At 72.6% G+C, this 13,671-nt stretch carries 12 protein-coding genes and 2 pseudogenes; 9 read left to right on the forward strand and 5 right to left on the reverse strand.

Going from position 1 to position 13,671, the window contains the following annotated elements; genetic code table 11:
- Positions 1–2: 2 nt before the first annotated feature.
- Positions 3–1,331: a cytochrome P450 family protein gene (locus tag FYW99_RS07020; protein ID WP_150251126.1), complete on the forward strand. Its 1,329-nt coding sequence runs from the start codon at positions 3–5 to the stop codon at positions 1,329–1,331.
- Complete coding sequence (locus FYW99_RS07025) at positions 1,313–2,413, forward strand: cytochrome P450 family protein (RefSeq protein WP_150251127.1); 1,101 nt, start codon at positions 1,313–1,315, stop codon at positions 2,411–2,413. Before FYW99_RS07020 ends, FYW99_RS07025 begins: the two co-directional genes overlap by 19 nt.
- 126 nt (positions 2,414–2,539) lie before the next feature.
- On the opposite strand, the gene FYW99_RS07030 is transcribed toward FYW99_RS07025, so the two are convergent.
- Positions 2,540–3,640, reverse strand: a complete 1,101-nt coding sequence (locus tag FYW99_RS07030) for an AraC family transcriptional regulator (RefSeq protein ID WP_223838825.1) — start codon at positions 3,638–3,640, stop codon at positions 2,540–2,542.
- Positions 3,641–3,733: 93 nt separating this feature from the next.
- On the opposite strand from FYW99_RS07030, the gene FYW99_RS07035 reads away from it, so the two are divergent.
- Positions 3,734–4,390, forward strand: coding sequence for an NAD(P)H oxidoreductase (locus FYW99_RS07035; RefSeq protein WP_150251128.1), 657 nt, complete (start codon positions 3,734–3,736; stop codon positions 4,388–4,390).
- A gap of 74 nt (positions 4,391–4,464) precedes the next feature.
- Here FYW99_RS07035 and FYW99_RS07040 read toward each other — a convergent pair whose 3' ends face one another.
- From FYW99_RS07040 to FYW99_RS07055, 4 genes are all read right to left on the reverse strand, one after another.
- On the reverse strand, positions 4,465–5,103 hold the full coding sequence (locus FYW99_RS07040; protein ID WP_150251129.1) for a hypothetical protein: 639 nt from the start codon (positions 5,101–5,103) through the stop codon (positions 4,465–4,467).
- 53 nt (positions 5,104–5,156) lie between these two features.
- The gene (locus tag FYW99_RS07045) at positions 5,157–5,864 is read right to left on the reverse strand and encodes a hypothetical protein (RefSeq protein WP_150251130.1); all 708 of its coding nucleotides are present in this window, start codon (positions 5,862–5,864) and stop codon (positions 5,157–5,159) included.
- A 342-nt stretch (positions 5,865–6,206) separates the two neighbouring features.
- Positions 6,207–7,580 carry a sensor histidine kinase gene (locus tag FYW99_RS07050; RefSeq protein WP_150251131.1) on the reverse strand — a complete coding sequence of 458 codons (1,374 nt, stop codon included), beginning with the start codon at positions 7,578–7,580 and terminating at the stop codon, positions 6,207–6,209.
- Positions 7,577–8,242 carry a response regulator transcription factor gene (locus FYW99_RS07055; RefSeq protein WP_150251132.1) on the reverse strand — a complete coding sequence of 222 codons (666 nt, stop codon included), beginning with the start codon at positions 8,240–8,242 and terminating at the stop codon, positions 7,577–7,579. Before FYW99_RS07055 ends, FYW99_RS07050 begins: the two co-directional genes overlap by 4 nt.
- 171 nt (positions 8,243–8,413) lie before the next feature.
- Between FYW99_RS07055 and FYW99_RS07060 the strand changes: the two genes are divergently transcribed.
- The 6 genes and pseudogenes from FYW99_RS07060 to FYW99_RS32950 form a co-directional block, all read left to right on the forward strand.
- A complete protein-coding gene (locus FYW99_RS07060) occupies positions 8,414–9,154 on the forward strand; it encodes a PepSY domain-containing protein (protein ID WP_150251133.1) in 741 nt (246 codons plus the stop codon).
- Positions 9,155–9,344: 190 nt separating this feature from the next.
- Positions 9,345–10,484 (forward strand): sensor histidine kinase, encoded by a 1,140-nt coding sequence (locus FYW99_RS07065; RefSeq protein WP_150251134.1) that lies wholly within the window; start codon positions 9,345–9,347, stop codon positions 10,482–10,484.
- Positions 10,481–11,167, forward strand: a complete 687-nt coding sequence (locus FYW99_RS07070) for a response regulator (protein WP_150251135.1) — start codon at positions 10,481–10,483, stop codon at positions 11,165–11,167. Before FYW99_RS07065 ends, FYW99_RS07070 begins: the two co-directional genes overlap by 4 nt.
- A 278-nt stretch (positions 11,168–11,445) precedes the next feature.
- Positions 11,446–12,150, forward strand: coding sequence for a DUF2306 domain-containing protein (locus FYW99_RS07075; protein WP_223838828.1), 705 nt, complete (start codon positions 11,446–11,448; stop codon positions 12,148–12,150).
- Positions 12,092–12,581: pseudogene (locus FYW99_RS07080) on the forward strand (cell division protein FtsK); the annotation flags it as partial. The gene FYW99_RS07075 and the pseudogene FYW99_RS07080, both read left to right, overlap by 59 nt.
- Before the next feature lie 226 nt (positions 12,582–12,807).
- Positions 12,808–13,628: pseudogene (locus FYW99_RS32950) on the forward strand (replication initiator); the annotation flags it as partial.
- Between the last annotated feature and the right edge of the window lie 43 nt (positions 13,629–13,671).

The following is a 13,671-nucleotide window of genomic DNA, read 5'->3' on the forward strand; positions in this document are numbered from 1 at the left end:
CGTTGGCTTCCCGCTGCCCCTACGCCGAACTCCACGCCCCCGAGTTCCACGCTGATCCGCACGACGTCTACACGCGGATGGCCAAGGAACACGGCTCCGTCTTCCCCGCCGAGATCTCCCCCGGGATCAGCGCATGGGTGGTCGCCGACTACGCGCTCATCACGGCCTGGTGCAGGGACACCCGCACCTTCCGGCGCGACTCCCGCCTCTGGCTCGACTGGTCCGAGGGGCGCGTCCCCGACGACGCCCCCGTGGCCGCGATGATGGCCTACCGCCCCAACCTGCTCTTCGCCGACGACGACGCCCACGCCCGCCTCAAGCGGTCGGTGGTCGACTCCCTGGGCCGGGTGCCCGAGAGCCGTGTCGGCGAGAGCACCCGCCGCCACGCCGACAGCCTCATCGACGCCTTCGTCGAACGCGGCAGCGCGGACCTGGTGTCCGAGTACGCCCGCCTGCTGCCGCTGCTGGTGATCTGCGACCTCTTCGGCTTCTCGCGCGACGTCGGCGAGCGCGTCCTGACCTCGCTCATCGACCTGTGGGACGGCAACGACGTCGTGCGGGCCAACGCCGAGTACGAGCGCGCCCTGTCCGACGCGATCTCGCAGAAGCACGCGTCGCCGGGGGAGGACGTCACCACCTGGCTGCTCCAGCACCGGGCGGGGCTCACCGACGAGGAGATGCTGCACCAGCTGGTCGTGACCATCGGCGCCGGCGCCGAGCCGACCGCCAACCTCATCACGGCCGCCACGCACACGATTCTGACCGACCCCGAGGTGAGCCGGGCCCTCAACGGCGCCCTGGTCGGGATCGACGAGGTGGTCGAGCAGGTCCTGTGGCGCGAGCCGCCCATCACCAACTACCCGGTCCTCTACCCCGTGCGCGACGTCGAGATCAGCGGCGGACGGAGCATCCGCAAGGGGGAGCCCATCCTCCTCGGCTACGCCGCGGCCCACACCGCGATGGCCGAGAACGGGCCCGACATCGAGCACGTCACCCGCGCCCACCTGGCCTTCGGGGTCGGCCCGCACCGCTGCCCGGCCCACGGGTTCGCCCAGGCCATGGCCCAGGTCGGCGTGGAGGTCCTCACCAAGCGCCTGCGCGGCCTGCGCGTGACCGACCCGGCCCCGCGGTGGCGCGTCTCCCCGTTCGCACGGGCCCTGGCCGAACTCCCCGTGGAATTTCCGCCCGACTCCCCGAAGGGAACACCGCGATGGCAGCAGACATCCCCGTCCTCCACCCCTACGACCTCCACCGACAGACAGCCGGACTCCGGGGTCGCGGCCCCGTCGTCGAGGTTGAGATCACTGGTGGCGTGGTTGTTCGGGCGCTGACCGGCCACGACGTCGTCATGGAGGCCCTCGCCCACCCCGGCGTGCGCAAGGAGGCGCGGCACTGGCGGGCGTGGGCGCAGGGCGAGATCCCCATGGACTGGCCGCTGATCTCCTGGGTGGCCCCGGACAACATGCTCACCGCGGACGGCGACCGCCACCGGCGTCTGCGGACCCTGGTCTCGCAGGCGTTCACCCCGCGCCGGGTGGAGGAGCTGCGCCCGAGGATCGCCGAGATCACCGCCGAACTGCTCGACGACCTCGCGGCGGCGGGGCCGGGACCGGTGGACCTCAAGGCGGCGCTGTCGCTGCCGCTGCCCATGACGGTCATCTCCGAGCTCTTCGGGGTCGGGGCGGAGCACCGCGGCACCCTGCACACCCTGATGCGCCGGGTCTTCGACGCGACCACCACCCCGGAGGTGGCCGCCCAGACCAACGCCGACATGCAGACCTTCCTCGCGGAGCTGGCCGAGCGCAAGTCCCGCGAGCCGGGCGACGACCTCACCAGCGCGCTGCTCCAGGCACGGGCCGAGGGCGACGAGCGGCTCTCCCACACCGAACTGGTGTGGACGCTGATCCTCATGATCGGCGCGGGCTACGAGACCACGATGAACCTCATCACCAACGCCGTGCACGCGCTGCTCACCCACCGGGACCAGCTGGAGCTGGTGCGGTCCGGCGGCGCCTCCTGGGACGACGCGGTGGAGGAGACCCTGCGCTGGGACGCCAGCATCCAGTACCTGCCGCTGCGCTACACGGCCGAGGACGTCACCCTCGCGGGCACGCACGTCCCCGAGGGGGAGGCGCTGCTCATGGGTTTCGGCGCGGCGGGGCGCGACCCCGGGCGCCACGGCGACGACGCGCACGCCTTCGACCTCCGGAGGGAACAGCGGGGGCACCTGGCCTTCTCACACGGTCCGCACTTCTGCCTGGGCGCGGGGCTGGCCCGGCTGGAGGGCGTGACCGCGCTGGAGGCGCTCTTCACGCGCTTCCCGGACCTGCGCCTGGCCGAGGGGGCGGAGGTGGAGGAGTCCCCGTCCATCGTGGCGAGCGGTCGGACCGCGCTTCCCGTCGTCTGGGGATGAGGGAGCCCGGGGCTGAGGCCGTCCGGCCCGGGGACCGGCTTCGGCCCCGGGCCGGGTGCGGTCCCCCGGACGGACGGGCGCGCGGGCGGACGCGGGAGCGGGTTCCGCCCCGGGGCCGTGCCCGGGTCAGGGACCGTGACTGGACCCGGTGCCGGGCACAGGAGCGGGACCGGGCTCGGACAGCATGCTCCGCAGGCGGAACTCCCGCGGGCTCAGCCCCCGCAGCCGCTTGAAGGCCGTGCTGAACGAGGACGGGTCGGCGTAGCCCACGGCTCCGGCCACCTTCGCCACGCTCAGGTCGGGGTCCGACAGCAGCTCCTCGGCGGTGTACATGCGCCACTCGGTCAGGTAGCCCAGGGGCGACTGGCCCATGACCTCGGTGAAGCGCTTGGCGAAGAGCGCGCGCGACACCCCCGCCCTGGCGGCCAGCGCGCCCACCGTCCACGCCTCGTGCGGACGCCGGTGGACGGCCTCCAGCGCGGGGCCGGTCACCGGGTCGAGGGCTCCCCGGTACCAGGCGGGGGCGTCGGCGCCCTCCTGCTCGAACCAGCAGGCCAGGCTGCACACCAGTCCCATGTCCACGACGCGGTCGACCAGGGCCTGGCCGCCCGGGAGGTGCCGCCGGGACAGGGCGTCCTTCGCCGCGTCGAGCCAGAAGACGTTCTCGGGCTGCTCCTCGGTGAGGACCAGCGTGGGCGGCAGGGTGCGCAGCAGCCGCTCGTGGCGGCTCCGGGTGGCCCGGTAGGCGGCGACGATGAGGGTGGTGACGCCCGGGGGGACCTGGTCCGGGAGGCCGCCATTCGGGAGCCCGGCGAAGGAAGGCCCACCGTTCCGGAGCCCCTCGTCACGGAGCCCGCCACCCCGGAAACCGCTGTCACGGAGCCCGCCGTGCCGGGGGAGCCCGCCCGGGGGACCGCCGTCCGGCCCGTACCCGGGGTCCGGTTCGAGACAGGCGATCTCCTGGTTCCGGTGGGGACGGCGGAGTGAGGCGGGGTCGTCCGCCAGGTGGAAGGGATCGGGGCCGCGTACCAGCGCGGTGTCGCCCGCGCCGATCCTGAGGCCGGTCCCGTCGGGCAGGACCAACGACCCGCCGCCGCTGATCACCGTCAGCATGGTCAGCGGCGCGCCGCCGGTGAAGCGGATCGTCCACGGCGGATCCAGCGAGGCCTGGCTGACGGAGGCGCCCGCGGAGCGGATGCCGCTGAGCATGTCGCTCAAAGGGTCCATGGAGGCGAGTGTAGACGCACGTGTAGACGCACGCCAAAGAAACGCAGCTTCTCAGCTATGGAACGTCCACGTCTGCTGGTCTGTACTGGACTCATGAACCAAGAGTCCTTCACACCTTCCGAGCCCTCCGAAGCCCCCGCGTCGACCGGGCGCACCGCGCTGGTCGTGGTCGCCCACCACCGTCCGGACTCCCTGACCGCCGCCGTGGCCGGACGGGCCGCTGCCCGCCTGGAGGCGGCCGGATACCGCGTCGACCTGCTCGACCTGCACGCCGAGGGGTTCGACCCCCGTAACAGCGAGGCCGACGAACCCGACTACGGCGACCGGGACAAGGTCTACTCCGACGAGGTGCACGCCCACATCCGCCGCGTCCACGCAGCCGATCTCATCGTCCCCGTGTTCCCCGTGTGGTGGTTCGGGCTACCGGCCCTGCTCAAGGGCTGGATCGACCGGGTGTGGAACTACGGCCTCACGTACGGCCGCAGCAGGTCCCCCATGGCGGGGAAGCGGATGCTGTGGCTGGGCCTGGCCGGTCTCGTCGAGGGGGACACGAACACGGACCTGGTGCTCGACCTGCTCGACGGGCCCCTGCGCCGGGGGATCTCGGAGTTCTGCGGGGTCTTCGACGTCCACACGGCCGTGCTGTTCGACAGCGAGGCACAGGACCTGTCCGGCGAGGCCCGGGAGCGCCACTACCGGGAGCTGTTCGCCGAGGCCGAGGCGGCGGTCGACAAGCTCGTCATCGGATGACCTGGAGGGGCCGCCCCCGCGCTCGGCGGTGGGCGGCCCCTCGGTCCGGAACGGCTCACAGCGGCCGCACGCGGTCAGGCGTTGGTACTGACCAGGTGCTCCACGAAGGAGCGGTAGTCGCGCAGGGCCACCCGCAGCGACTCGGTGTCCGTACCCTCTCCCTCGTTCCACGCGGAGCGCAGCGCGGAGCGGCGCTCCTCGATCTCCGCGACCACGGCGTCGGCGACCTCCGCCGCCAGCGCGTCGGCCTCGCGCACGGCGCCGTGGGGGTCGTCGACGAACCTGCCCTGGGTCGCGTTCCAGCGCTCCCGGACCCGTTCCAACTTCGCGCCCTGCGTCCGGGGCCCGGCGGCCGCGTCCGAGCGGTCCGCTCCGGTGCCCGGTTGCTCCGGCACCCGGCTCGGCGCGGTTCCGCGCACGCCCGGCCGGGCGTGTCCGGAACCGGCGGTTGGGGTACCAGCGGTGCCGATGTGCTCAGCACCGGCCGAACCGGTGCTGCCAGGACCGGCGGTACCGGGAGCACCGGTGTAGCCGGTGTCCGGGGCGCCGGTGTGTCCGGCGGGTCCGGTCCCGCGCCCGGGGTCGTTCACCTCGGCGTCGACGGTCACCGGCTCCGCGGTGCGGGGGCCGGTCCCGGGGCCGGGCGTCTGCGCCGGGTACTGCTCCGGTTCGGTCTCCCGGCTCCTGCCGGGACCGGGTACGCGTTCCACCATGTCGTCCGCCTTCTCGTGTCGTCGTCGGTTCCACGGAGCGCCGCCGAGGCCGGTCACAGACCCGCCTCCGGTCCCCTCTCCCGGTTCGGCTGCTCCACGGCGGTCCGCTCCGTGCTCGTGGCAGGAGCGGTGTGGTCGACCGCGGTCCGCTCCGTGCCCGGGCCCCGGGTCGTCGTGCCGTCGGCCGTCGGCAGGCCGCCCAACAGGGACTCCACCAGGCCGCGGTAGGACACCAGCTCCTCGCGCAGGTGCTCGGTGCCGGTCTGGCCCGCCTCGGCGGGGCGCCCGGCGGCGTGCGCGCGGCGGAACCCGGTGACCGCGGCGGAGTGGTCCACCGACAGGTCGTTGAGGCGCTGGTCGAAGGCCGCGTCACCGTCGGCCGCGGACGCGGGGCCGGGGTAGCCGCGGTCCGCCATGATCGCCTCCACCAGTCCGCGGGCGTCGCGGACGGCGTGGACGGGATCGTCGACGAACTCCTGCTGCACCGCGGCCCACGTCTGGGTGTGCGCCACGCGCTGCTGGTCGCTCAGCTCGCGGAGCGTCATGTTGTCGCGGCGGCGGAGCCTCTCGGACAGGTCGTTCTCGGCGGCCGTCCTGTTGCCGTGAACCTTCACGGCGCGGTCGTACTCGGCGCCGAAACGCTTCTTCAGCCGGGCGGTGCGCCGGGCCGGGAGGATCGAGGACCGCGCGGCGATCGCGATTCCTCCGGCGATGACGACCACCACCACTAAGGCGATGATGACAATTATTCCGGTCTCCATTGGAGCACCTCCTGTCATATCGCACTGCCCCCCAAGGCCGACCCAAAACTTGGCCACGGTTCAGTCAGGTGCCCGTGGTGGGCGTACGTGCAGGTGAGAGGCGTTGCGACGATATTACGAGACTATCACGAAAGGTGGGGATTACGGCCTCCCGGCGGAGTGTGCGCTGGCGGACGCCGCGCGGGGAGCCAGAGGGGGGCGTCCGCGGAGGAATGCGTTCTTCCTTTCCGGGGAATTCTCGTTTTCACCCTCCGTGGCGAGGGGGAATTCCACCGGGCCCCGTGCGGACAGGGGGTGTGCGCCGAGCCTCCGGACACGGAATCGGGTCCTGCGCGCAACCGGTCAGGGCGTGGCACGCGGAAGGGTGATCGTGACGACGGTGCCGGAGGGGCCGCTGTCGATCCCCACCCCGCCGCCCTGGGCCTCGACCATGGAGCGCACGACCGACAGGCCGAGCCCGGAGGTACGTCCCGATCCGGTGCTGCGGGTGGTGACGAACGGTTCGAACACGTGGGGGAGCACCTCGGCGCTGATCCCCGGGCCGTCGTCGGCCACGGTGAGGATGATCGTGTCCTCGCCGCAGCGGGCGGTCACGGTGGCGCGGGTGCCGGGCGGGTTGTGGTCCACGGCGTTGGCGGTGAGGTTGGCCAGGCACTGCTCCAGGCGTGACTGGTCACCGAGCAGGACGTCCGGCGGTGGCTCCTCCAGGGTGACGGCGTCGGCGTGGGGCAGGGCGTCGAGCCGGGCCCGCACGTCGTGGAACAGGTCGGGCAGGAACACGGCCTCGACGCGGACGTCGATCTCGTCGCCGCCGCGGGCCACCGCCATGAGGTCCTCCAGCACGCGGCGCAGGCGGTCGAGTTCGGAGCGCACGACCGCCGCCTCCGCGGTGCCCAGCAGTTCCAGGTGCCCCTCGGCGACGGAGAGCGGGGTGCGCACCTCGTGGGAGATCGCGGCCAGGTACCGGCGCCGGTTGCTGTCGGCCTGCTCGATACGGGTCAGCATCTGGTTGATCTCGGTGGCCAGTTCGGCGATCTCGTCGCGGGTGGAGGGCACGGGGACGCGGGTGGCCAGGTCGGCCGGCGAGATCGCCTTGGCGGCGTCGGAGACCTCCCGCACGGGGCGCAGGGTGCGCCGCACCACCAGCCACAGCACGACCCCTCCGCCGACGACTCCGATCGCCCCGGCGAGTCCGGCCCACAGCAGGACGGTGGCCGCGGTGTCGCGGGTGGAGTCGAGCGGGGCGGCGACGGTGACGACGGCCAGGGTGTCACCGGCGTCGTCGACGACCCGGGTGTCGAGCACCCGGAGCGGGCCCGCGTCGGTGTCGAGCGTGCGGACGGTCCCGGGCTCGGGCTCGGGGGCGTCGCCGCCGCGCATGAGGCCCGCGACGCGCGAGGGGCCCCCGGTGCTCTGCAGACGCACGTCGTTGACGGTCACCAGCGTCACGTGGCGGGCCCCGCTGGGGCGGACGGCGAGCGCCTGGCGGGCGGCGCGCTCGGCCTCGGGCCCCGAGACCACGCCGTCGAGCCCGGCGGCGGCGGGCAGCCGTCCGTCGAGGGCGTCGCCGACCAGCGCCGACTCCTCGCGCAGCAGGCGGTCGATGTCGCCCAGGCCCGACACGCGCACCAGTTCGTAGGTGAGCAGGGCGACGCCGCCGATGACCAGGGCCATGACCATCAGCGACCGCAGGACGACCCGGCCGGTGAGGCTCACCGAGCGCCGTCCCCGAGCCGGTATCCGGCGCCGCGGACCGTCTGGATGCGCTCGCCGCCGAGCTTGCGGCGCAGCTGGCTGACGTAGACCTCCACCACGTTGGAGGCGCCGTCGAAGTCGTAGCCCCAGACCCGGTCCAGCAGTTGGGGCCGGGAGAAGACCTGCGTCGGATGGCGGATGAGCACCTCCAGCAGCGCGAACTCGCGGGCCGACAGGTTGACGGTGCGTCCCTCCACCGAGGCGGTGCGCGCCCCGAGGTCGAGCACCACGCCGCCCGCCGCCAGCACGTCGCCGCGTTCCTGGCCGCCGCCGCGCAGCCGGGCGCGCACACGGGCCAGCAGCTCGCTCACGCTGAACGGCTTGACCATGTAGTCGTCGGCCCCGGCGTCGAGGTTGGCGACCCGGTCGCTCACGGCGTCCTTGGCGGTGAGCACGATCACCGGCACCGAGGGGCGGCGCATACGCAGCCGACGCAGCACCTCCTCCCCCGGGATCCCCGGCAGCCCCAGGTCCAGGACGACGAGTTCGACGTCCGAGGACAGCGCCATCGTGAGTCCGTCGACCCCGTCGTCGGCGGCGAGCACCTGGTAACCGGCCGTCTCCAGCCCGCGCCGCACGAAGGAGACGATCCCCTCCTCGTCCTCCACCACCAGAATCGCCAAGGCCGTGCCCCTCCCCGTTCCCCCGTGTCACCCCCACCGTGGCGGAGGCCGCTGAACCGTTCCTGAGCGCAACATGAAGAAGGCCCTCATGTCGACCTCATGCCGCCATCATCGGGCCGCCGCATGCTGGGAGGTACAGAGACCTCCGAGCATGTGAGCAAGGGACCCGCGATGCAGACCAAGACCATCATCATCCTCTCCTCCTCCGTCGCCGCGGGACTGCTGGCCGTGGGCACGGTCGGCTACGTGGTCGCCGGTGACCCCGAGCAGCAGGTGGCCCCGATCGAGCTCACCGGTGTCACCGCAGGAGCCGACTCCGAGACGGGCGGGAACGGGCGGTCGCAGCAGAGCGGGCCCTCGACCCGCTCGGTCGACGGACTGGAGCAGCTCGTGGGCGAGCTGCGCGCCGGGGACGACACCGACGACTGGTCCGTGTCCGGGGTCGAGGTCGACTTCGGTCCGGAGGAGTGGCTGCTGACCAACCCCGAACTGGAGGACTTCGACGGCAACGGCACCGTCGAGCCGCTCCTGGACGAGCTGCGCGGCCTGGAGGGCACCGAGGTCACCCTGGGCGTGCGCTACGAGGCCGACGACGATGACGACGGCGACGGCGACGACGAGGAGCGCGACGACGCCGACGTGTTCACCGTCAACGGCACGGCCTTCCGCGACACCGACGGCGGCCCCGCCCCCTGGCAGAACACCGGCGAGCAGTCCGCGGCCGACCGCGAGACGGTCTCCGCCAACGCCGCCGCCGCGGTGGGCGAGGGCGCCACCACCGTCGACGTCGAGCGCCAGGACGAGGACGGCTGGGACGGCTGGGAGGCCGAGGTGCACGGTGCCGACGGCCAGGAGTACGACGTCATCCTCGACGCCGCGGGCGAGGCCGTCGACGTGCGCGCCGAGGACTGACGGCCGGGAGGCGTGTCCCGCGCGGGCCCGTGCGGGGACCGTCGGGGATCGGCGCCCTCGGGCGGTCGGGGCAGGCCGCGCCGGGGCGCCGACCCTTTCGCGCTTCCGGGGCGGCGACAACCCGGTTCCCGCACCGGTTCTCGTACTTTGGGCCGATCCGGACGGCGGCGGCGCCTCCTACCATGAACCCGTGTACGAACTCCTCCGCTCCGTGTGGAACGAGCCCCGCCCCTCGCGCCCGCCGTCGCGCACGTGGTGGGACTGGGCGCTCGTGGGCGTACTCGTGCCCGTCGCGGTGCTCGAAGGAGCCCTGCGTCCGGACCTGCCGTGGCGGTCCGTCGCAGTGGCGGTCACCGTCGGGCTGGTGCCCACGCTGCTGTGGCGCCGGACCAGACCGCTGCTCATGGTCGCGATCGCCTTCGGCGTCACGGGACTGGCCCCGCTGCTGGCGGGCGGCCAGGCCCCGGAGACGTACACGTCGGTGTACATGCTGCTCCTGCCGTACGCGCTGTTCCGGTGGGGGACCGGACGCGAGGCCGTCATCGGCTCGGCGGTCGTGCTCGCCAAGGCCTGCCTCGCGGCGGTCCTCGGAAACCTCGGCCCCGCCGACACGATCGGCGGGCTCGCCTTCCTGCTCTCGGTCAGCGCCCTCGGCGCGGCTCTGCGCTACCGGGGCAAGGCCAGAACACGCGAGCTCGAGCAGGTCAGGCTGCTCGAACGCGAGCGGCTGGCCCGCGACCTGCACGACACCGTCACCCACCATGTCTCCGCCGTGGCGGTCCGCGCCCAGGCGGGCCTCGCGGTGTCGGCCTCGCGGCCGGAGGCGGCGGCGGAGGCGCTCGGGGTGATCGAGTCCGAGGCGTCGCGCGCCCTCACCGAGATGCGCACCATGGTCCGCGTCCTGCGCCGCGACCACCCGGCGGAACTGGCGCCCAACCCCTGCGTCGGCGACCTCGAACAGCTCGCGAGCCGCTCCCGGACCGGGCCCTCCGTCGTTGTGGAGGTCGTCGGCGACCTCCACGGCCTTCCCCCCTCGGTCGGAACAGCGATCTACCGCCTCGCCCAGGAGTCGGTCACCAACGCCAGGAGGCACGCCCGCAACGCGACCCGTATAGAGGTCCGCGTCGCGGCCGACGACGAGTCGGTGCGCCTGCGCGTCAGCGACGACGGCGAGCTCAGCCCCCTGCGTCCGAGTGCGGTGCCGGGCTACGGGATCCTCGGCATGGCCGAACGGGCCGACCTGCTCGGAGGCACCTGCGAAGCCGCACCGAACCACGACCGGGGCTGGACTGTGACCGCGGTGCTGCCCCGGACCGGATCAGCCGGGTGAGCATCCGGGTCCTCGTCGCCGACGACCAGGAGATCGTCCGCACGGGCCTCGTGATGATCCTCGACGCCCAGCCGGGCATCGAGGTGGTCGGCGAGGCCGCTGACGGGCGCGAGGCCGTGGCGCTCGCGCGGAGGCTGCGTCCCGACGTCTGCCTGTTCGACATCCGGATGCCCGGCATGGACGGCATCGAAGCCACCCGCGCCCTCGCCGGTCCGTCCGTCCGCGATCCCCTCGCCGTCGTCGTCATCACCGTCTTCGACCTCGACGACTACGTCTACGCCGCCCTCAGGGCCGGTGCCCGGGGCTTCCTGCTCAAGGACGCGGGCCCCCAGCTGCTCGCCCAGGCCGTCCACGCCGCGGCCGGGGGAGAGGCGCTCATCGCTCCGGGCATCACCGCCCGACTCCTCCAGGCCTTCGCCGACACCGGGCCCGCCTCACCACTGGCGCAGCCCGTCGAGCCGCTCACGGACAGGGAGGAGCAGGTTCTCGCCGCGCTGGCGTGCGGCCGGACCAACAGCGAGATCGCCGACGAGTTCTACATCACCCTCAGCACCGTCAAGACCCACATCGCCAGCCTGATGGCCAAGCTGGGCACCCGCAACCGCGTCGAGACGGCCATGTGGGCCTACGAGACCAAGCGCGTCAGAAACGGTCTCAGGCGCGGTGACGCTTCCGGTCGGTGACCGTCCCGCACTTCCCGCTGGTGCGTCCGCTTCCGGACCCCCGTGAGCGCGCCCCTTACCCGCGAGCCCGCCCCGTGCGGAGCCCCACGGCCGAAGTACGACTTCGCTCCCGTACTTTCGGCCGACCCGGTTCAGGCCTCTGGTCCGATGAGCCGCCACCCCCTCAGCCGCGACGATCGAGCCACGACGGCGGGAGCACGACCACGTGGCACCCGTCCTCGCGGCCGCCGCGGAGCGGACGGCTGGCAGCCGAAACCAGAACGAAAAGGGGACTCGTCGTGACCTCCTCCGCCAGGACGGGCTGGCTCCTACCCGCCTCGCTGATCCTGCTCAGCGCCGTTCCGATGATCGCCGGCGGCGTCCGTCTGGGCGAGCTGACCGTCGGCGCCGAGGTGACGCCCGAGAACGCACGGTTCTTCGCCTCGCCCCTGCCCGTGGTCCTGCACATCGTCAGCTCCGTCGTGTACTGCGTCCTGGGGGCCTTCCAGTTCGCCCCCCGTTTCCGGCGCAGACGGATCGGCTGGCACCGCGCGGCCGGGAGGCTCCTGGTCCCGCTCGGCCTCGTCTCGGCGCTCTCGGGGCTGTGGATGACCCTGTTCTACTCTCTGCCCGAGGGCGACACCGGTCTGCTCACCGCCATGAGGCTCGTCTTCGGTACGGCCATGGCGCTGTCGGTCGTCCTCGGCTTCGCCGCGGTGCGGCGGCGGGACATCGCCCGGCACAGCGCCTGGATGATCCGCGGTTACGCGATCGGCCAGGGCGCGGGCACGCAGGTACTGACCCACCTGCCCTGGACCCTGGCCCTCGGCGCTCCGGACGAGTTCAGCCGGGCGATGCTCATGGGCGCGGGCTGGGCGATCAACATCGCCGTGGCCGAATGGCTCATCCGACGACGCCCGGAAGGACCGGCCCGCGGCCCCGGTGCGGGGGAGGGCCGAGCGCCTGGCGGGCAGGCGGTGCTCCCGCATCCCGACCGCGGCTGACCCGTTCGCGGTGGCGCACCTGGACGAGGGTGGCGTTCCGGGGGGGCCGCCCTCCAGACCGGAAGGCGCGGCGTCGTGCGGAGAACGTGCTCGCCACCCTGACCTCGCAGGGCCGCTCGGTCGGCTTCGCGGTCCTGGCGGCGTTGCAGGACCCCCGCAAGGAGGTCATGAACCTCCGTAACCTCTTCCCGGACAAGGTCGCGCTGCGTCTGGACGAGGCATCGCAGGTGGACATGGTCCTCGGCGAGGGAGCACGCGAACGCGGAGCGGAGGCCCACCTGATCGACCCCGCCCTTCCCGGGGCGGCCTACGTCCGCCTGGAGGGCTCACCGGCCCCGGCGCGGGTCCGGGCCGCCTACGTCTCGGACGAGGACATCACCGCCATGGCTGACACCTACGGAGTGGGATCGTCCGAGGTTTCGTCTGAGTAGGCCGCGTGAGCGCTCTTCCTCGACCGACGGCAGTGATCCCAAGCAAGCCCCAGATAGAGCACAGAGATCGCGATGCCCGTCCACACCATCCAAGCGTGTGGATCACGGAGCACGATGTACACGACCAGGAATCCACTCCACACCAGGGCCACGACCAGGCTGATCCGCATCAAGCGCCGGGACTTGTCCATGAGGTCACCTCGCGGTTGCTGTCGGGGGGTATCTGATGCCGACTCCCACGGGCAAGAGCACCCGGGCTGAGCGTCTGGCCCAACCCTTGGCGAGGGAGGTCGCCGAACAGATCGCTGCCGACAAGGGGGTGTGCATACGGCCGGTCTCCCTCAGACGTACCGACATAGCCACGGGCCAAACCGAGATCATCGACGTTCCGTGCGGGTCCACGCTGGAATCCCGGTGCCCTGCCTGTGCGAAGCGCAAGAGGTCGCTTCGACGCACTCAGTGTGAAGAGGGCTGGCACCTGGCCACCGAACCCGTGGTGGAGCCTGATCCGCCGTCCGAGGAACAACGCTCCTGGGTCGAGTAGCGTGCGATGGTCACCGCCGAACAGGATCGCGTCGCCGCCACCGGGACCGCTGACCCCCAACAGCTCTCGGCGCTGGATGCGGCGATCGCGGACCTGGACGAGGAGACCACCGCCTCCGGCCTTCGAGGTTCGGTCACCCGCTCCGCTTCGCTCTTGTCGGGGTCGCGTCGGGTGCGTTCGACCAAGCGCCGTCAGGACGTGCCCGACCTGCCCAAACGGCCCATGACGCGGAAGACGGTCGGGCGGGCCTTCACCGACCCGGCCTCGGACAAGGTGTTTCGGCCCTCGCTGTTCATCACCCTGACCCTGGATTCCTACGGGCGGGTGCGCTCGGACGGAACCCCCGTTGACCCCTCCACGTACGACTACCGGCGGGCCGCTCGGGACACGCTCCACTTCTCCAAGCTGGTGGACCGGTTCGTGTAGAACCTTCGCCGGGTCGCGGGGTTCGATGTCCAGTACTTCGCGGCTGTGGAACCCCAACGACGCCTGGCTCCGCACCTGCACATGGCCACCCGGGGCACGATTCCCCGGGCCGAACTCCGC

Source organism: Nocardiopsis deserti (genome assembly GCF_008638355.1).
GTDB classification, from domain to species: domain Bacteria; phylum Actinomycetota; class Actinomycetes; order Streptosporangiales; family Streptosporangiaceae; genus Nocardiopsis; species Nocardiopsis alborubida.

Bases quoted from the DNA above. Each gene is read 5' to 3' on its own strand.
- FYW99_RS07030 (WP_223838825.1), bottom strand. From the start codon at position 3,640: ATGGACCCTTTGAGCGACATGCTCAGCGGCATCCGCTCCGCGGGCGCC.
- FYW99_RS07035 (WP_150251128.1), top strand. From the start codon at position 3,734: ATGAACCAAGAGTCCTTCACACCTTCCGAGCCCTCCGAAGCCCCCGCG.
- FYW99_RS07040 (WP_150251129.1), bottom strand. From the start codon at position 5,103: ATGGTGGAACGCGTACCCGGTCCCGGCAGGAGCCGGGAGACCGAACCG.
- FYW99_RS07045 (WP_150251130.1), bottom strand. From the start codon at position 5,864: ATGGAGACCGGAATAATTGTCATCATCGCCTTAGTGGTGGTGGTCGTC.
- FYW99_RS07060 (WP_150251133.1), top strand. From the start codon at position 8,414: ATGCAGACCAAGACCATCATCATCCTCTCCTCCTCCGTCGCCGCGGGA.